Source organism: Thalassobaculum sp. OXR-137 (assembly GCF_034377285.1).
In the GTDB taxonomy this organism is placed as follows: Bacteria; Pseudomonadota; Alphaproteobacteria; order Thalassobaculales; family Thalassobaculaceae; genus Thalassobaculum.
In genome coordinates, this window is record NZ_CP139715.1 from 1185959 (window position 1) to 1203975 (window position 18017).

General features: G+C 67.8%; 19 protein-coding genes and 1 tRNA gene. 7 read left to right on the forward strand and 13 right to left on the reverse strand.

The annotated features are described in order from the left end of the window. Nucleotides 1-17 precede the first annotated feature (17 nt). Nucleotides 18-716, reverse strand: a complete 699-nt coding sequence (locus T8K17_RS05590) for an endonuclease/exonuclease/phosphatase family protein (protein WP_322333515.1) — start codon at nucleotides 714-716, stop codon at nucleotides 18-20. Nucleotides 717-880: 164 nt separating this feature from the next. Here T8K17_RS05590 and T8K17_RS05595 point away from each other — a divergent pair, with 164 nt between their 5' ends. The 4 genes from T8K17_RS05595 (at nucleotide 881) to T8K17_RS05610 (ending at nucleotide 4162) form a co-directional block, all read left to right on the forward strand. Continuing rightward, nucleotides 881-1660, forward strand: a complete 780-nt coding sequence (locus tag T8K17_RS05595; RefSeq protein WP_322333516.1) for an HpcH/HpaI aldolase family protein — start codon at nucleotides 881-883, stop codon at nucleotides 1658-1660. A gap of 287 nt (nucleotides 1661-1947) precedes the next feature. Continuing rightward, complete coding sequence (locus T8K17_RS05600) at nucleotides 1948-2220, forward strand: hypothetical protein (RefSeq protein WP_322333517.1); 273 nt, start codon at nucleotides 1948-1950, stop codon at nucleotides 2218-2220. A gap of 68 nt (nucleotides 2221-2288) precedes the next feature. Next, nucleotides 2289-3266 (forward strand): putative sugar O-methyltransferase, encoded by a 978-nt coding sequence (locus T8K17_RS05605; protein ID WP_416153191.1) that lies wholly within the window; start codon nucleotides 2289-2291, stop codon nucleotides 3264-3266. Between the two features lie 131 nt (nucleotides 3267-3397). Beyond that, complete coding sequence (locus T8K17_RS05610; RefSeq protein WP_322333519.1) at nucleotides 3398-4162, forward strand: hypothetical protein; 765 nt, start codon at nucleotides 3398-3400, stop codon at nucleotides 4160-4162. A gap of 76 nt (nucleotides 4163-4238) precedes the next feature. On the opposite strand, the gene T8K17_RS05615 is transcribed toward T8K17_RS05610, so the two are convergent. The 6 genes from T8K17_RS05615 to hemC form a co-directional block, all read right to left on the reverse strand. Beyond that, nucleotides 4239-4314, reverse strand: a tRNA-Thr gene (locus tag T8K17_RS05615). Between the two features lie 102 nt (nucleotides 4315-4416). Then, nucleotides 4417-5208, reverse strand: a complete 792-nt coding sequence (locus T8K17_RS05620) for a hypothetical protein (protein ID WP_322333520.1) — start codon at nucleotides 5206-5208, stop codon at nucleotides 4417-4419. 225 nt (nucleotides 5209-5433) lie between these two features. Beyond that, the gene (locus T8K17_RS05625; RefSeq protein WP_322333521.1) at nucleotides 5434-6843 is read right to left on the reverse strand and encodes a heme biosynthesis protein HemY; all 1410 of its coding nucleotides are present in this window, start codon (nucleotides 6841-6843) and stop codon (nucleotides 5434-5436) included. Between the two features lie 3 nt (nucleotides 6844-6846). After that, a complete protein-coding gene (locus T8K17_RS05630; protein WP_322333522.1) occupies nucleotides 6847-8601 on the reverse strand; it encodes a COG4223 family protein in 1755 nt (584 codons plus the stop codon). Between the two features lie 3 nt (nucleotides 8602-8604). Then, on the reverse strand, nucleotides 8605-9360 hold the full coding sequence (locus T8K17_RS05635; RefSeq protein WP_322333523.1) for a uroporphyrinogen-III synthase: 756 nt from the start codon (nucleotides 9358-9360) through the stop codon (nucleotides 8605-8607). Nucleotides 9361-9368: 8 nt separating this feature from the next. Beyond that, a complete protein-coding gene (gene hemC, locus T8K17_RS05640; RefSeq protein WP_322333524.1) occupies nucleotides 9369-10307 on the reverse strand; it encodes a hydroxymethylbilane synthase in 939 nt (312 codons plus the stop codon). Nucleotides 10308-10427: 120 nt separating this feature from the next. On the opposite strand from hemC, the gene tsaD reads away from it, so the two are divergent. Next, complete coding sequence (gene tsaD / locus T8K17_RS05645) at nucleotides 10428-11480, forward strand: tRNA (adenosine(37)-N6)-threonylcarbamoyltransferase complex transferase subunit TsaD (RefSeq protein ID WP_322334932.1); 1053 nt, start codon at nucleotides 10428-10430, stop codon at nucleotides 11478-11480. 218 nt (nucleotides 11481-11698) lie between these two features. Then, nucleotides 11699-12118 carry an EVE domain-containing protein gene (locus T8K17_RS05650; RefSeq protein WP_322333525.1) on the forward strand — a complete coding sequence of 140 codons (420 nt, stop codon included), beginning with the start codon at nucleotides 11699-11701 and terminating at the stop codon, nucleotides 12116-12118. A gap of 107 nt (nucleotides 12119-12225) precedes the next feature. Here T8K17_RS05650 and T8K17_RS05655 read toward each other — a convergent pair whose 3' ends face one another. Further along, the gene (locus T8K17_RS05655; RefSeq protein ID WP_322333526.1) at nucleotides 12226-13110 is read right to left on the reverse strand and encodes a CoA ester lyase; all 885 of its coding nucleotides are present in this window, start codon (nucleotides 13108-13110) and stop codon (nucleotides 12226-12228) included. Nucleotides 13111-13240: 130 nt separating this feature from the next. Here T8K17_RS05655 and pdxY point away from each other — a divergent pair, with 130 nt between their 5' ends. Continuing rightward, nucleotides 13241-14074: a pyridoxal kinase gene (gene pdxY / locus T8K17_RS05660; protein ID WP_322333527.1), complete on the forward strand. Its 834-nt coding sequence runs from the start codon at nucleotides 13241-13243 to the stop codon at nucleotides 14072-14074. Between the two features lie 176 nt (nucleotides 14075-14250). On the opposite strand, the gene T8K17_RS05665 is transcribed toward pdxY, so the two are convergent. From T8K17_RS05665 to T8K17_RS05685, 5 genes are all read right to left on the reverse strand, one after another. Next, complete coding sequence (locus tag T8K17_RS05665) at nucleotides 14251-14973, reverse strand: glycerophosphodiester phosphodiesterase family protein (protein WP_322333528.1); 723 nt, start codon at nucleotides 14971-14973, stop codon at nucleotides 14251-14253. 141 nt (nucleotides 14974-15114) lie between these two features. After that, the gene (locus T8K17_RS05670) at nucleotides 15115-15846 is read right to left on the reverse strand and encodes an SIMPL domain-containing protein (protein ID WP_322333529.1); all 732 of its coding nucleotides are present in this window, start codon (nucleotides 15844-15846) and stop codon (nucleotides 15115-15117) included. Between the two features lie 194 nt (nucleotides 15847-16040). Then, nucleotides 16041-16352 carry a DUF1244 domain-containing protein gene (locus tag T8K17_RS05675; protein ID WP_322333530.1) on the reverse strand — a complete coding sequence of 104 codons (312 nt, stop codon included), beginning with the start codon at nucleotides 16350-16352 and terminating at the stop codon, nucleotides 16041-16043. A 65-nt stretch (nucleotides 16353-16417) separates the two neighbouring features. Next, entirely contained in the window at nucleotides 16418-17194 is a 777-nt protein-coding gene (locus tag T8K17_RS05680; RefSeq protein ID WP_322333531.1) for an N-formylglutamate amidohydrolase, read from the reverse strand. Between the two features lie 32 nt (nucleotides 17195-17226). Next, a complete protein-coding gene (locus T8K17_RS05685; RefSeq protein ID WP_322333532.1) occupies nucleotides 17227-17928 on the reverse strand; it encodes a DUF1028 domain-containing protein in 702 nt (233 codons plus the stop codon). Nucleotides 17929-18017 lie beyond the last annotated feature (89 nt).

An 18017-nucleotide genomic window follows, 5' to 3' on the forward strand; every position in this document is an offset into this window, starting at 1 on the left:
ACGTGATCCGGCCGTGATCAGGCCATGATCAGGGAAGCGAATACCCCCATATGGTCGCTGCCGGCCACGCCCTTCACGGGCGCCGCACCGATCAGCCCGGTCGTCGCCGATGTCATCGGCAGGGCGCGGATCATCAGGAAGTCGATCCGCCGTCCCGGCACCGTATCCTGGGGCCGATCCGCTGCCAGATCCCGGAAACCGGCCGTCAGCAGCGCCGCCAGGGCCGGATCGCCCGGCTCCGCATTCAGGTCGCCGCCGAGGATCGTGGGCGCCTTGGGATCCAGCTGCTCCAGGAGATGATGGATCTGGTCCCGGCGCAGGACATCGCCATCGACCAGGTGGGTCAGGTGCAGGTTCACCACCGTGAAACCCTCGAACCGAGCGATCTGGGCGATACGGTCCGGGTCGTCGGGATGCGGCGGCAGGGCAATCACCCGATGTTCCGAGGGCTCCTGGCGGGAGAGGATCGCCAGCCCGTTGGTGCTGTCGACCATCGTGCCGTCATGCTTCCGGGGTTTCGGCCGCGCCGGGGCGGCGAGGCACTGGAGGTCGAGCGAACTGGCCAGAAACGCGGCGGTATCCTCGCCGCCGCCGACGAACGCCTCCTGCAGCAGCACGATATCCGGCCGCACCTCCGCCGCCGCCTGGGCGAGGGCGGCCAGCCGGTCGCGATAGGGCGGTGAATTCTTCCAGGTGTTCCAGGTGAGCAGGCGCATGGGCCTTCTATACCCGCATTTCGTGACGGTTTCCGTGCGGCGCCCGCATGGCGGAATTCGCCATTCTCTGCGTTGCGGGCCGCCCCGCCGCGTGCTTCGCTTCGCCTGGGATCCTTCCGCAACGAGAACCCGGGCAACAAGGATCCAAGGGAGGAAACCGACGCATGTTCCGTGAGAACGCCTTGAAGGCGAAGATTGCCCGTGGCGAGCCGACCCTGGGTGTGTGGCTTCAGATGTCCGAGCCGTCGATCGCCGAGATCGCCAGCCTGGTCGGCTACGACTGCCTGATCCTGGACAACGAGCACGGCTTCGCCTCGCTCGACACGACGGTTCATATGATGCGCGCCGCCCAGGCCGGAGACGCCACCTGCATGGTCCGCTGCCCGGGCTCCGACGGCGACTATATGAAGCGGGTGCTGGATGCCGGCGCCCAGGCGCTGATGATACCGATGGTCGAGAGTGCGGAGGAAGCGCGCTCGATCGTCGATGCCTGCCGCTACCCGCCCCAGGGCCGGCGCGGCTATTCGGCCCCGACCGTGCGCGCGTCCGGCTACGGAGCCGCGCCGGACTACGCCAAGCGGGCGAACGAGAACCTGCTGATCTGCGTCCAGCTCGAATCCCACACCGCCGTCGCCCAGGCCGAGGCCATCGCGTCGGTGGAGGGCGTCGACCTGGTCTTCATCGGGGTCGCCGACCTGTCCGGTTCGCTGGGCCTGCTGGAGCAGCCGGGAGAGGCGAAGGTCACCGAGCAGATCAACGCCGCCGAGGCCGCCATCCGCAAGGCCGGCAAGCCCATGGGCACGATCCCGCGCCCCGGGCACAGCCTCACCGATCTGGTCGCCGAGGGATATTCCTTCGTCGCCGGTCTCGCCGACGCCTATCTGCTGCGCGCCGGCATGCAGGCCGATGTCGAGGCGTTCCGGTCGGGATTGGCGGGCCGATAGCCTTCGGTTGGGGGGGGGCCGGCATATCGGGTCGCCCTGAAGACGCTGCATAGGAATTCTCTCCAGTGCCTCAATCGGCCCCCTCAATCAAAAAGGTTGAACTTCTTTGTTTTTCTACTGCTTGGTCCACAGACTAGCCTTGTGTTTGATGAAACCGATTTTCTGTTTCGCAATCGTCATTGACAAGGAGAAATCGCCGCTATACTTCGCGACATAGTATGACACCTGACGTTCTGCGGCGTTTCTGATTTTCCAAACACTGCAAACTTAAAAAAGCGGAAAAACCTATGGATACGTACAAATATGCTCAGGAACTTGTCCGAACCGATCCTGTAGAAGCTGAAAAAATCTACCGCCGTATTTTTACGAAAACCGGCCTGAATTTAAATGATATTATAGTCAGCGGCTACGAAAGGACTGATGGTATCGAGCTTTTTCTAAAGCATCTTTCGAGGGCTGCACGAGATGCCAATAAGGTTATTGAGAATAATTCTGAAAAACAAAATCCGAATTCTAGAAACTATGTCGATTTAGACAAAAAAAATCTCCTATCACAATAGATTTTATTCTAAATCAACATAAAATTATTGCAAAAACAATAGATAGAAACAAAATAGTAGCGCCGAGTATTTTCTGGAAAAAACACTTAACTTCCCATGTCAATATGCTTGTTAAGGATGGGGTAGATAACTTCAAAAGAACTCTTGGCCATAATTACATCAATTTTCTGAACAAATCACCGGCCAGCATTCATTTTAAGAGTCAGCTGGACCTATGGAAAATCCACGGTTCGACGGATGTGTTTCAGATAGACTCCGATGCTCCGGGCTCAATTGGCCTCAAAGCTGACCTTGAGCATTTTAATACTGCCAAAATTGACGATCCGGACACCTGGAATGTCTACCAGTTTCTGGTGAGTCTGATGTGGGAATATACAATTTTAATAGACGAGCATAAGGTCCTACCGCGACTGTTGGAGCCGCTCTACGGCAATCCACTTAGGATCCGAAGAGGACCCCGGCTGATTACCCAGGACCTCAGTCATTCCGTCTCCGAGTACAGTCTCATCAAAAGCAAGACTGGGATCCAAGACAATATCCGCGTTCTGGAGATCGGCAGCGGCTACGGGCGCCTCGCCCATCTTTATAAATTTCTGGGCGCAAAAAAATATGTGATGGTCGATATCAGCCCTGCGATCATCGTCGCCCAGAATTACATGCATAACATTATGCCCAATCTTAAATATTTCGACTTCCGCCCGATCGATAATTTTGAATCTGTCCAACAGGAATTTGAACAGGCCGATGTTTGTTTCATGAGCGCTGATCAGATATCGCTTCTTCCCGACAAGTATTTTGATCTTGCGATAAATGTTTGTTCGCTCATGGAAATGAAAATGGAGACAATTGACTATTACTTAAAACAGATTGGGAGAACGACAACTGGATATTTCTATACTAAGCAATGGACACACCAAAATAATTTGCAAGATCAAATCCAACTTACGAAGGACGATTATCCGATCCCCCGTGACTGGACAAAACTAGCCGACAGAGTGGATCCGGCATTTGCCCGGTTGTTTGAACAGGTCTGGAAAATCAGATGAGATCCCGGACCCGGCGCATATGAACACAGCATCGCTTCGGTCCTCAGTTGTGGGGACAACGTCGCCTACTTTCGCGTCCGTCCTCGCCGCCGGGCCGGCCGCTTGGTAGACTGCGGCAAAAGGAGGGCTTCATGAGCCTCGTGCGCCACGGGTTGATGATCGGCTGTTTCGTCCTGCTGAGCGGATGCAGCTCTCTGGCCGTGTTCGAGACGGAGCAGCAGCGCCAGGCCCGGGTCGATGCGGCGGTGCAGCAGGCCCTGGCGCGGGAGCGGCAGGGTGGGCTTCTGGCCGGGCTCTCTCGGCACAATCCGATGCCCCCCGCGGACCGGCAGGTCGCCGAGGCCCGCCTAGAGGCGCTGGAGCGCATGACGACGGCGATCGCCGCCCGGCTGGAGGCGATCGAGGGCACTGCGGGCCAGTCGTTCCCGGCGATGGACCGGGCCGCCTATGGTCCCGCCGATGCGCCCGCCCTGACCGCCGAGATCGACTCGCTTCAGCACGATGTCGCCGCGCTGACGGCGGCGATCGGCCGTCTCGCCGACGGCGATTCCGACAGCGAGGCAGTGCTGCGGGCCCGGCTGGAGCGGCTGGAGCTGCGGACCAGCCGGATCGCCTGGCCCACGCCCAGCAGCGCCGTGCGGGCGGTGCACCTTGCCAGCTACCGGACCCATGAGGCGGCGCTGGCCGGCTGGGAGGTCCTGCTGAACCGGTACCGGGACGTTCTGACGGGCGAGACCCCGACCCTGGTCGAGGTCCGGACCGTGGCCGGCGCTTATGTCCGGCTGTTCGCCGGCGTCGGTCACGACGACGACGACCTGATGCGGATCCGCGAGGCGCTGCGCGACGGCGGCGACTACGCCATGATCCTGCCCCTGCCGGGCAACGCCGGAACCTGAACCGCCCACAGGCCGAGGGCGATGCACCGGCCGGTCAGCCGATCGGAGGTTCCGGAAAATCACATGTTCGGGGAAGTGGTGCCGCAAGAGGGACTTGAACCCCCGACCCCCGCATTACGAATGCGATGCTCTACCAGCTGAGCTATTGCGGCCCCAAGGGCACCGGAGTGCCATCGGAATTCGGCGTCCTAGATACGGAGGAAGTGCCGACGATGCAAGCGTTGCGTCGTCGCCAATCCCATTTCCGGTGTGGATCAACGGAAAGAGAGCGCCCCGATCCCCGGGAAGACCTGACCGAGCGACCCGGCGTCGCCCGAGCCGCCCAGGCCCCGGCCTTCGAACAGGTCGCGCAGGGGTGTCTCGTCGCCGCTCCGGAACGCCGCCAGGGCATCCTGCACGGCCTTGACCCGCTCCAGGCCGGACCGTGCGGCGGCCAGCCGCTCGCGGGCCGCCTCGCTGAGATTGCCGTCGGAGCTGGCGGTGTCGGTCCGGGCGAAGGTCCCCGTGGTGAGGCCGGCGCGGACCTGTTCCTGCGAAAGACCGAGGCTGCGACCGTCGGTGGCGAGCACGCGGGTGTCCTCTGCGGCAACCCTGCCGTCGCGGGCGACCCCCACCTCGAGCGCGAACTGTCGGATCGAGGCGAAGGCGCTGCCGCCATCGGCCACGGACACATCCAGGGCGGCGATGCGGAACTGGACCGCCACCTGCTCGCCCTTGGCTTCGGCGCTGTCGAGCGTCTGGGAGATTTCGCCGATCACCCGGTCCACGATGGCCGTCACGCCGTCGCCGGAGGCGAAGGCACTGGCCACCGCCTCGATCGCCTGACGTAGGCGGTCGCGGAAGCTCACATCGTCGCGGCCATCGGGCTCGACCGTGATGTAACCGGGATCGTTGGGCAGGAAGGGACGGCTTTTCGGCGCCTCGCTCGTCGTTTCCGAGCGGGGGGCGGTCTGCTGCTGACGCGTGGACGCCGTCAGAAATGCTGTCTGAGAAGATCCGCCGGCGGCGTTCGCAACGCCGGCCGCGCTATCGATCGTCGCGACCATGACTATGTCCTTTCTGGACGGCCCAGGCGTCTCCCGTGAGCGCCTCCGCAGCCTTCGTCGACCGGCATTCTCGCCGGATAGTCTGAATTCTATCTAATCCGCAGCAAAGTTCCAGCTAATAATTAAAGCGCCCTTAACCTCCGAGTCAAGCTTTCCGCCGATTCGCGCAAATTATCCACAGCCGGGGCACCGGCAGAGCGGTCACCTGGGCTGTGGCAGGCGATCTCAGGCCGCGCTTGCGGCACCGGGTTGCGAAGGCTTCGGGCCGGAGTCCACGGTCTCCTCGGCGGTGAGTTCGACGATCGGGCCGGATGCATCGCCGTCCTGGGTGACCAGGGCGGGGGGCACGACCGAAACCCGGGGCGGCCGGGACCAGCCGACCGTATCGAACGCCCCGCAATTGCCGCAGGTCGCCGTCCACTTGGCCGCCACCGCGCCGCAGGAGTCGCAGGTCCAGGCCGGATCGCTGGGCGCATAGGCCGCCCGTTCCAGCCATTGCCGGGCGGCGGCCATATTGCCGTGCTCGCCCTCTTCCAGCCGCGCCCAGAGCGCGCAGGCCCGCGGACCGACATCTTCCGGGTCCAGGGCGGAGAGCTGGGCGCGGGCCTCGCCCCAGAAATCGCCGTCGAGCGCCGTCTCCGCGACGGCCAGCCGGCTTTCCGGGTGATCCGGCAGCTTCTCCACCATCGACTGGATCTTGCGCAACAGCATGGAGGCGGACTCGCCGTCCCACAGGGTGCGCATGGTTGCGGCCAGATCCGGATGGGGGGCGGTCTTCCACTGATCGGCCACCAGCTTGCGCCCCTTGTCCTTGCGGCCGGTCGCGCCGAGCAGGGCGGCCTCGGCCACGATGGCCGGCACGAAGTCGGGCTGACTCTCCCGTGCCTTGGCAGCGAGATCGAGGGAGTCCGTCTGGGTCTCGGCCAGCCGCGAGCGTTCGATCAGCAGGGCGGCGCGGTGCTTGCGCCCCTCCGGACGCGGGATCAGGCCGCGCTTGACCGCATCGTACAGGGCCGACTGGGCCTCCAGCCAACGGCCGGCCCGGGCTAGGCCGAACACCCGGGTGGTCGCCACCTGCACCGAGTTCGGACGCAGCTTGTGCGCCTCCTCCGCCAGCTCCAGCACATGGGCGTCGTCGCCGCGGGCGTCGGCCAGACGCATCAGTCCGACCAGGCCGATGAAGGCGGTTTCCTTGTCGTCGCGCAGGGCGGCGAAATACCGGGCCGCGGCGGCCGCATCGCCGCTCAGGGCGGCGGCCTGGGCGGAGAGCAGCCGGGTCAGGCTCGGCTCGCGCAGCAGACGGTCGGCCTCGCGCGCCAGACGCTTGGCCTCCTCGCCGTCACCGACGGCGACCGCGGCCATACCCTGGACGAGGGCCTTGTAGCCTTCCTCGTGCCGATGGGCGCTGCGGCCGCGCAGGAACGAGATCGGCGCCCGCACGGTCGCGAGCGCGGCGCGCCAGCCGACGGCGGCGATCCACAAGGCGATGCCGAGCACCAACAGGAACAGCGCGAACGGCGTCTCCAGCCGCCAGCCGAGCCAGTCGACCCGAACCCCGCCGGGATTCTGGACCAGCCAGACGGCGACGGCGACGAAGAGGGCGAGCTGGACGAGATAGATCAGGGACCGGCGCATGGATCAGCCCCCCGACAGCGTGGCAAGGGCGCGCGACTGCAGGGTGCGGACCGCGCGATCGACCGCGATCCGGGCGTTGGCCTCCGCGATCCACGGCGCCGCTACCTTGGCCGGATCGCCGTCGAGGGCGCCGAGCGCCTGGACCGCCCCCGGCAGATCGCCGGCATTGGCCGCCGCCTCGGCGCGGTTCACGATGGCGTCGATATCGTCGCCTTCCTCGGTCTCGGTGCGCCGCAGGGTGACGAGCGAGGCGATGCGGGTGAGCGCCGTGCCGACGACGCCGTCATCGGCGCCGACGATGGACGCGTCGATGACCGAGGCGGCCACGGCCGGGAACCGGGCCCGTAGATCGGCTTCCGAGGGCACCCCGGCGGCGTGGCTCTTCAGGGTGGCGACGGCTTCGCCGACCTGGGGCTGGTCGAGGGCCGCGGTCTCCACCGCATCGAGCTCGGCGGCGAAATCGCCGCTGTCGCTGCTGGCCGCGGCGAGCAGGTTGGTCGCCAGCAGGAAGGCGCCGGCCTGTTCCTGTCTGTTGCGGCCCTGGGCCAGCCGGTCGGCCAGATCCTTCTGGGTGGCGGCGATGGAATCGAGACGGGCCACCAGGTCGGCATCGCCGCCTTCGGAGGTGTCCTGCAGACCGTCGACCCGCTCGCGCAGGGCGGCCAGATCTTCCGGAGAGACTGCCGGCGGTGCGGAATCTTGCGTTTCCAGTTCGGACAATCGGGCATCCATCTCGGACAGCCGGCCAGACAGGTTGGAGGTCACCGCCGCGACGCCGTCGGTATCCTCGGCCGAGCCGAGGCCCTGGCGCACGATGGACATCTCGTCGGCCAGCGCCGTGAACCGGTTCTCCAGCGAGGCGATGCGCTCGGCCAGATCGCTCGCGGCGGTGGTGTCGGCATTCGTACCCGCGCTCGTGTCGGCGGCCGGAGCGTCGGCAAGACGCTTGATCTCGCTCTCCAGGGCGGAGACCCGCTCGGACAGCGCCTCGAAGGCGGCGGCGGTCACGGCCCCGGTATCGGCGCCGGTGTCGGTCCCGGGCTGGGAGGCGGGTCCGGTTGCGTCGGAGGCATCGGCGGAGACGGGAGCGGAGACCGCCGGTGCGGTGTCCGATGTCGAGGAGGAGGCCGCCGGCGCGGGGTCCTTCGGGGCGTCGGGATCGGTCTCGGCCGGCACCACCGGCAGGGTCACCCCGACCATCTCGGCATAGGGGGCCGCTTCGTCGCGCCATTCGGGATAGGTCGCGTAGCCGATCCCGCCGACCAGGACGATCAAAATGAGAAAGACCACAAGCCGGCCGGCGCCGCCGCTCGATCCGGAACTGCGGGGCGTCGCGGTTGTGGACGATCCGGTGTCGCTGCCGGCTTTCGCTGTGTCGGAGGAAGACCGGCTCTCGGAGGAGGAGACGGTTTCGCTCGAGGCGCCCCAAGGTCGGTCGGCGGGTTTGCCGGCCAGATTTGCGGCGGAGGCGGACGCCGACGACCGAGCCTCGGAGCGCGAGTCGTCGTCGGACAGCGAATCCTCGCCCATGCCGGGATCCGGTACGTTGGATGCCGCCGCGCCCGAGACGCTGTCGGATCCGCCGGCGGCGGATCCCCCGGCCGATCCGCCGGCCAGGGTGTCGGCGCCAGCGCCGGCTGCGCGATCTTCCGCCGATGCTGCCGTCAGGCCGGAGGAAGGCGCGCTGAGCGTGTCCGCGCCTTCTCCTCCAGTCACGGTAGCACCGGTCTCGTTCTCGGCCTTAGGCGTCTCCGCCATGGATCAATCCTTTTCCACGTTCCGATCGGACCCGCCCTCGACCACCGCCGCAATCAGCGCCGCCTTTGTCGGGGACTTAGCTACATGTATGACGTGCCACGCGAGTTTCGAGGCCATGCGCGCGATCTGGTCGCTGAGGCAATAGGCCGAAACGGTCGCACAGGCGGTTTCAAGCTCCCGTCCGGCCACAAGCCTAGCAAAGGCTTCCGCGCTGCGGGGAGAGAAAAACAGGACACCCTCCACCGATCCGTCGCGCAGCGCTTCTGCGACCGCCGCGGGTAGCGCGTCGGCCATCGCCGTGCGGTAGGCGACCCGCCGGATCACCGCATAGCCGCGGGCGGCGAGGATTTCGGTCAGGTCGGTGCTGATCGCCTCGCCGCTGACCCACAGCAGGGCCCCGGCCTCGGGACGGCAGGTGCGGGCCACCAGATCCGTCAGCGAGGCGGCATCGCCGGAGGCGGTGGCGATGGTGGCGAAGCCCGCCTCGGCCGCCGCCCGCGCCGTCGCCTCGCCCACAGCCAGCACCGGCAGATCCCGCCCCAGGCCCATCCGCCCGGCGCCCTGCGCGCCGTTCGCGCTGGTCACCAGGAGCGCCTGAAGCGGCGCCGGCAGATCGCCGGACGGCTCGAGCGGTTCGACCGTCAGCATGGGCGCCGCCAGGGTCTCGATCCCGTGGGCCGCCAGCTCGTCGGCAAGATCGGCGGTAGCATCCGCCGGGCGGGTAACGATGACCCGTCGATCCGCCCTCCCGGCCGTCATCCCGGCCCTCAGGCCAGGAAATCGCGCCCGCAGCGCGACAGGATGTCCTCGCCCACCCCGAAGCCCAGCGCCTCGGCATCGCCCGCGTCGGCGCTGGCGGACCCGGCGTGGCTCTGCGTGCCGTCGAGCGACAGCACCAGTCCGTTCAGGGTCAGCCGGCCGCCGTCGAGCACGGCGTGGCCGGAGATCGGCGTGCGGCAGGAGCCGTCCAGCGCCGAGAGCATCGCCCGTTCCGCCGTGACCCGCGCCCGGCTCGGCGCATCGTCGAGGGCGCTCAGCCAGCGGGCGATATCGGCATCGCGGGCCGACGCGTTGCCGTCGCGGCACTGGATGCCGATCGCCCCCTGGCTGACCGGCGGCGGAAAGGCGTCCGGCTCCATGATCCGGGTGATGGCGTGTTCCATCTCCAGCCGCTTAAGGCCGCAGACCGCCAGGAAGGTGGCGTCCGCCTCGCCGTCGTGCAGCTTGCGCAGGCGGGTGTCCACGTTGCCGCGGAACATCACCACCTTCAGGTCCGGCCGGCGGTTCAGCACCAGGGCGGCGCGGCGCACCGAGGCGGTGCCGATCCGTGCGCCCTCGGGCAGCGCCTCGAAGCTGTCCGCATGGGGCGAGATGAAGGCGTCGCGCGGATCCTCCCGCGGCAGGACGGCGGCCAGGATCGTGCCGTCGGCGATGGTGGTCTCCATGTCCTTCATGGAATGGACGGCGGCGTCGATCGCGCCGGAGAGCAGCTCCCCCTCGACCTCCTTGATGAACAGCCCCTTGCCGCCGAGCTCGGCCAGGGGCCGGTCGCGCACGACGTCGCCGGTGGTCTTCACCGTCCGGATCTCGATCGCGCCGTCCTCCCGCAGCTCGGGCCAGGCGGCCAGCAGCCGCTCGCGGGTTTCTCGGGTCTGGGCGAGGGCCAGCGCCGATCCGCGCGAGCCGAGGATGATTTTGGCGGTCATGGAGCTGTCGTCTCGCCTCTGTCTAGCGGAGTGCCATCGCGGCGGGTTTCGTGTAGACGAAGGCACGATCCTAAGGGAGACCGCACCGTGCCTTCCGGCCCGCACGCCAGTTTAGGCCCTATTCTAGGCATAGAAACGAGCTGTGATGAAACCGCCGCGGCGGTCGTCGACGGCGACCGGCGGATTCTGTCCAATGTGGTGCTCAGCCAGCTCGACGATCACCGGGTCTATGGCGGCGTCGTTCCGGAGATCGCGGCCCGAGCCCATCTCGACCATCTGGACGCCATCGTCGCCCGGGCGATGGCGGAGGCGGGGCTCGATTTCGCCGATCTGGCCGGCGTGGCGGCGACGGCCGGGCCCGGGCTGATCGGCGGCGTGCTGGTGGGTGCCACCCTGGCGAAGGCGGTCGCCAGCGCCCATGGCAAGCCGTTCCTGGCGGTGAACCATCTGGAAGGCCATGCTCTGACCGCGCGGCTGACCGACGGCATCGACTTTCCGTATCTGCTGCTGCTGGTCTCCGGCGGCCATTGCCAGCTTCTGCTGGTGCAGGGCGTCGGCCGCTACCGCCGGCTCGGCACCACCATCGACGACGCGGTGGGCGAGGCGTTCGATAAGACCGCGAAGCTGCTGGGCCTGGGCTATCCGGGCGGTCCCGCCGTGGAGCGCGCGGCGGCGCAGGGCGATCCCGACGCGGTTGACCTGCCGCGCCCGATGGTCGGCAAGCCCGGATGCGACTTCTCCTTCTCCGGCCTGAAGACGGCGGTGCGCCGGCGGGTGGAGGAGGCGGGGGACGGGCTGGACGCGGGCCGCATCGCCGACATCGCCGCCGCCTTTCAAAAGGCGGTAGCCGCCTCCCTGGTCGACCGGACCCGGCGGGCGGTCGACCTGCTGGAGAGCGAGGGCATCGTCGGCCGGCCGCTGGTCGTGGCCGGCGGCGTGGCCGCCAACGGCACGATCCGCACCGCCCTGGCCGGGTTGTCGGACAGCCGGGGAATGCGGTTCGTCGCGCCGCCCCTGGCACTGTGCGGCGACAACGGCGCGATGATCGCCTGGGCGGGGCAGGAGCGGCTGAGCCTGGGCCTGGTCGACGGCATGGACTTCCGCCCCCGACCGCGCTGGCCCCTGGATCCGGACGCCTCTCCCTCCATCGGCGCCGGACGGGTGAAGGCTTAGGGAAACTGAACTTCTTCCAATTTTTTACACTCCCCGGACTTGTTCCGGGGTGAGCCGTCATCGGGCGCAACGTTGGACGACAAAGCGTTGGCCGGCCTTGCCCCGGAATAAATCCGGGGAGTGAGGTGGTTGTGTGGGTATTCCGCACTCCAGGGGTGCGCACCACCGCAAACTCGGGCTAAATCCTCCCTCCGATATCGAGACGAGAGGCACCCCTCATGGCGTACTGGCTGTTCAAATCCGAGCCCGGCACCTGGTCCTGGGACGATCAGGTCAGGAAGGGCGATGAGGGCGAGGGCTGGGACGGCGTGCGGAACTATCAGGCCGCCAACAACATGAAGGCCATGAAGGTCGGCGACCGCGGCTTCTTCTACCACTCGGTCAACGAGAAGCAGATCGTCGGCATCGTCGAGGTGATCGAGGAATACCATCCGGACCCGACCGACAAGTCGGAGCGTTTCGGTATGGTAACGATTAAGGCGATCCAGCCGGTCGAGAAGCCGGTGACCCTGGCCGACATCAAGGCCGAGCCGGAGTTGGAGGATTTCGCCCTGGTCCGCCAGTCCCGCCTCTCCGTCGTCCCGGTGACCGACGCCCAGTGGCGCCTGATCCTGAAGATGGCGGAGACGAAGGTTTAACCGTCGCCCCCTCCGCTCAACCGTCATCCTGACGCACGTCAGGATCTGCGGTGCACGGGCGCCGGGGTTTTGATCCTGACTTGCGTCAGGATGACGGAGATGGGGAGTTATGCACTCGCCCCCTCGATCTCCGCGATCATGTCCGCCATGGCGACCAGCCGTTGCGCTTCGGCAACGTGCAGGCCCTCCACCAGCTTGCCGTCGACCTGCAGCACACCCTTGCCCTCGGCCATAGCGGCGGCATGGGCCTGCGCGATCTTGCGGGCCCAGGCGATGTCCTCCTCGCGCGGCGAGAAGGCGGCATTGGCGGCGGCGATGGTCTTGGGATGGATCAGAGTCTTACCGTCGAAGCCCAGTTCGCGTCCCTGGCGGCAGACGGCGGCGAAGCCCTCGTCGTCGTTCAGGTCGGCATGCACCCCGTCCAGGATGGCGATCCCATAGGCCCGCGCCGCCAGCAGGCAGAGCCCGAAGGAGGTCATCAGCGGCATGCGGTCGGGCGTGTGCAGGCACTGCAGGTCCTTGGCCAGGTCGTTGGTGCCGAGCATCAGCCCGGCCATGCGCGGGGTCGCCGACGCGATCTCCTGGGCCGCGAGCACGCCGCGGGGCGTCTCCACCATGCACCAGATGCCCATCGTCTCCGGCGCACCGTTGCGAATCAGCAACGACTCCGCCTGGCGGACCGTGCCGCCACTCTCCACCTTGGACAGGATGATGCCGTGGGCCGGCTGGGCGGCGGCGAAGAGCAGGTCGTCATGGCCCCAGGGCGTGTCCAGACCGTTGACCCGGATCAGGATCTCCCGGCTGCCATAGCCGCCCTGGGACAGCGCCTCGGCGATGGCGTCGCGCGCCGCCTGCTTGGCCTCGGGGGCGACCGCGTCCTCCAGATCCATGACGATTCCGTCGCAGGGCAGGGCGCGGCCCTTGTCGAGGGCGCGGGGGTTCGATCCCGGCATGTAGAGGACGGAGCGGCGGGGACGGATCACGGCGGTCATGGGCGGGCGTTTCCAACGGTGAGAGGGTTCCGGGGGTCTTTGGAGGCGAGGGTAGCGGCCGGCGCGGAACTCGACAACGCACCGGATTTGTCCCGCTGACGGGACGGCCCGAACCGGGTATGAGGGAGCCATGCCGATCCTCGCCCTTTCCTCCCATGTCGCCGTCGGCCATGTGGGCAACGCCGCCGCCGTCCCGGCCCTGGAGCGCCGGGGCCATGAGGTCTGGCGCGTCGACACGGTCAGCTTCTCCAACCACCCGGGCCACCGCAAGTTCACCGGCACGGTGCGCGAGGGCCACGAGATCGCCGAGCTGCTGCGCGGCATCGCCAACCACACCGGCTGGCATGGGGTGGAGGGGATCTATTCCGGCTATCTGGGCACGGCGGAGACCGGCCGCGCCTTTCCCGAGGTGCTCGACGCCATCAAGGAGGCGAGCCCCGACGCGGTCTATCTCTGCGACCCGGTGATCGGCGACCACGGACGGGTGTTCGTGCGCGAGGGCATCGAGAACGCCTTCCGCGACCGGCTGGTGCCGCGGGCCACGATCATCACGCCGAACGCCTTCGAGCTGGCGCTGCTCTCCGGGCACCGGGTGGAGAGCGTGGCCGACGCCCATGACGCGGCGGTCACCCTGCTGGAATGGGGTCCGGAGGTGGTGATCGCCACCGGCGTCCCGGACGGCGACCGGCTCGCCGTGGTGGCGGTGACGGCGACCGAGAACTGGGTCGCCCGCTCGCCCTGGCACGACCGGCCGTTCTTCGGCACCGGCGACCTGTTCGCCGGGCTGTTCCTGTCCCATTGGCTGGAGCACCGCAGCGCCGCGCCGGCGCTCGCCCGCACCGTGGCGGGGCTCGAGGTGGCGACGGCGGCGACCAAGGCCGCGGGATCGGTCGACCTGGCGCTGATCGCCAATCTCGATGCGATCACCCGGGCGGCCCCGGCCGAGGTTCTGCCGCTCGGCTGACCGCACGGGGCCGGTAGCGCGGCGCTGGAGTGGCGCCGGAGTGTTGCAGCCCTACTCCCAACCCCGACTTCCTGGACGCTCCGCAGGAGCGATCCAGGATCATGATCCGGCGACGATCACAGGGTCCTGGATCGCCCTCGGCGGTCGTCCAGGAAGTCGGAATATATAGGGAGGCGCTACAGACCCAGCAGCGCCGGCGGGTCGTCGGTGACGATGGAGGCCATGCCCCAGTCGTACAGTTCCTTCGCCCGTTCCGCATCGTTAACGGTATAGACCATCGGCACCCAGCCCCCGTCGAGGATCGCGGTGACGTCTTCCGGCCCGAGAATGTCCCTCGTCCCCGGGATCACCGCGTCGACGGCGAGAGCCTCGGCCGCCTCGCGCCAGTCCGCCGGCCGGTCGCTGAGCAGGAGGCCGCGGATGTAGCCGGGTGCGGCGTCCCGCACCACCGCCAGGGCCGCCCGGTCGAAGGAGGTGATGACGATATCGTCCGTCGCAGCCCAGCCCTCCGCGTCGAGAACCTCGAGCACGGCGCGGGCGGTCTGCGGGCCGGTGCCCGGGTCCGGCTTGATCTCCAGGTCCAGGCCGAGGCCGATCTCGCGGCACAGGGCGAGGCACTGGGCCAGGGTCGGCACACCCTCGCCGTTGCCGGCATCGACCTGCGCCAGTTCCTGCGCCGAGAGCGCGACGACGGGGCCCTTGCCGGTCGTGGTCCGGTCGAGGGTGGCGTCGTGCATCAGCACCGGCACGCCGTCGCGGGCGAGCTTGGCGTCGATTTCAACCCAGGGCGCGCCCGCCGCCTTGGCCGCTCGGATCGAGCCGAGGGTGTTCTCCGGGGCGAGCGCCTTCGCGCCACGGTGGCCGATCAGGCGGGGTGGAGTGAAGGGGCGGGCAGGCATGGGGGATCTCCGGATCAGGGGCCGGCGGACAATAGCGCAAGGGAGATGACGGGAAAATGACGGGCGTCGGCCGTTCTCCAGCCATCCGCCTCTTCATGCCCCGCGGCTTCGCCAGTCCCGCCGAAATCAGTCCCGCCGAAATCAGTCCCGCAGGAAGAAGTCGATCGTGGACACCACGCGCACCCGCTTTTCGATGGCGCCGTCGGCGTTGTACTCGGCCCAGCCCAGGGGCGGGCCGATGGTGAAGACGCCCTGATTCGCCTGACGGATGGCGCCGACGGTGCTGCCGCTGTCGTCGGCGAACTGCTGGGCGCCGGCGCGGGCTTCCTGGGTGGCTTCGGCGATCATCTCCGGCTTGATGTCGTTCAGGCCGGTGAAGACATAGGTCGGCCCCCCGGTCTCGGCGAAGACCACGCCCATCTTCACCAGCTCGCCGATCCGCGAGGCGGCGCTGTCGACCAGCTGGACGTTGTCGGTCCGCACAGTGACCGCCTGGGCCAGGATGTAGCGGCCCTTCTCGACGCCCTCGGGCCGATAGGCCTGGGCCAGCAGATCCTGGACCTCGACCCGGCCGCGGATGATGCTCTCCTGCGGCAGTCCTTCGCCGACCAGGAACACGACCAGGGCGTCCACATCCTGCTCCAGCCGGGACTGGGTGGCGCCGAGATCGTCGCCGGTCTCGGTGATCCGCACCGGCCAGACGGCCAGATCGGCCACGACGGCCCGCTCGGACACGCCCTTGACGGTGACGTAGCGGTCGGACGCGCGGCCGTCGCGGAACCCGTCGCCGACGAACTTGCCGGCGACCGCGACACCCACGGCCACGACGACGGCGCTCAGGAGAAGGGCGGCGATACGCAACTGATCCGGCATGGTCTCTATTCCTCGCAAGGCGGCCGTTTCGTCCGCGCCGGCATCATGCGCCGGCAATCATGACAGGTGTTGGACATGAGTGCGGCGAAACCGGTCGGCGAGGCGCATGGTGCCCGATTCCGGATCGGTCTGTCCCACACTTCGTTGTCTCAAAATATGTCCGACCGGGACCGCGCCCGTCAGTGCTTGGCCCGTCAGTGCTTGGCCTGGGCGTCGAAGGCGGCCTTCTGCTCGGGCGTGGCTTCCGCCTGATGCTTGGCCTTCCACTCGCCATAGGGCATGCCGTAGACGATCTCGCGCGCCTGCTCGTAGTCGAGGTCGACGCCCTTGTCCTCGGCGGCGGCCCGGTACCACTTGGACAGGCAGTTGCGGCAGAAGCCGGCCAGGTTCATCAGGTCGATGTTCTGCACGTCGGTGCGCGCGCGCAGATGCTCCACCAGCGTGCGGAAGGCGGCGGCCTCCAGCTCGGTGCGGGTCGCGTCGTCGAGTTTCGGTTGGTCGGCCATGGTCGATCCTCCGGTGGTTTGTCGTCTTCTATTCCAGGGAATATCGGTCCGGCCGCGGGGCGTTGCTAGCCCTTGCCGGCGGTGCGCAGAAGTTCCGCCAGCGCATCGCCGAACCGGTCGGCCCACAGGTCGCCGCCCGCCGGGTCGGCGATCAGGTCCTGGCGGAATTCCAGACACAGGTTCTTCAGCCCGCGCCGCTCGGCATGGACCGGAATCGAATAGCCCTCAGGCGTCGCCCCGGAATAGGGCTGGTTGTCGCCCACGCAGACGTCCGGAAACAGGCTGCGGAAGATCCGCATGGCGAGCGCCGAGGTCGCCGAGTCCTCGTCCCACAGGAAGCCGATCTCCCACGGGCGCTCCGCCGGTGCGCTGACCAGGGCCGGGGTGAAGCTGTGCAGGGCGACGAAGAGCGGACGCTCGCCCCCCGCCATCCGCCGGTCCAGCAGAGCGGCGATGGCGTCGTGGTAGGGATGGAACAGGGCATCGTAGCGTGCCTGCCGGTCCGCCTGGGCGAGCCCCTGGTTGGCCGGCACCGGCGTGCCGTCGGAGATCTCCGGCATCGAGCCGGCGGAAAACGGCACCCGGTTCACGTCGCAGGCCAGGCGCGAATAGCCGCTCACAACGAGGGGTGCCGAGAACCGGTCGGCGAGGCGGCGCGCGACCCGGTCGATGCCGATGTCGTAGCCGATATGCCGCGCCAACTCGCGCTCCGGCAGGCCGAGCGCCTTCAGCGCGGCGGGCACCGCATTGGCGTTGTGGTCGGAGACGAACACCACCGGGGCGGTGGAGTCGGGGTTCACGACCTCGAAGGCGGGCGGATCGGTATCGGTCAGCAGCGTCATGGCGGATGTCATAGAGTCCGGCCGGCCCGGGCTCAAGAGCGGCTGGCCATCAGGGCCTCGTGCTTGCGCACCATCTCGGCGTTGTTCGGGATCGTCTCCGGCGCCACGGCGGTCTGCCGGATGCCCTCGGCGGCCGGCGCGTAGGCCAGGGCCAGCGCCCGCAGATCGGCCAGCGGGTCGGCGGACCGGTCGATGCGCAGATCCATCCAGGGGAACGGATCGTCGCGCACGATCAGCAGGGCGGCGGTCTGCAGCGCTCCCAATTCGCCGCCCGCCGCCAGTCCGGCCTCGAGCGCGGCCACCAGCCGCAGTTCCAGCGGATCGCCTGTCGCGGCGAAGAAGCCGTCCAGCATTGCGCCGGGCACCGCTTCGTCCGCCAGGATGTTGCCCAGCGCGATCGCGCCGTCGCGGGTCGCGTTGCCGTGCAGCGAGTAGATCTCGGTGCCGTGGAAGGCCGCCGTGCGCCCGGCATTGTCCACCACCGCGATCTCCCGCCAGGGAGCGTCGGCCCGTCCGGCGACCAGGGCGGCGACCGTCTCCTCCGCGCTCAGCCCGCTGGCGAGCAGGTCGAGGCCGAGTGCGCCGAGGCGCGGGTCGGTGCGGTGCTGGGTCATCACCGCGCCGATACCGGCGCGGGCGTGCGGGCAGCGGCTGCCCACGGCGAGGCCGGAGGTGGTGACGGCCAGGCCGAAGGCACCGGTTTCGGGATCGCGCGCCGCGATGGAGAAGGTCATCGGGTTAACTCCGGTTCGATCTGCTGCGAGCGCGGGCCGGAGTGGTGTTGCACCGCCGGGCGCGCTATGGAGGTGGGGTCTGCCTATCG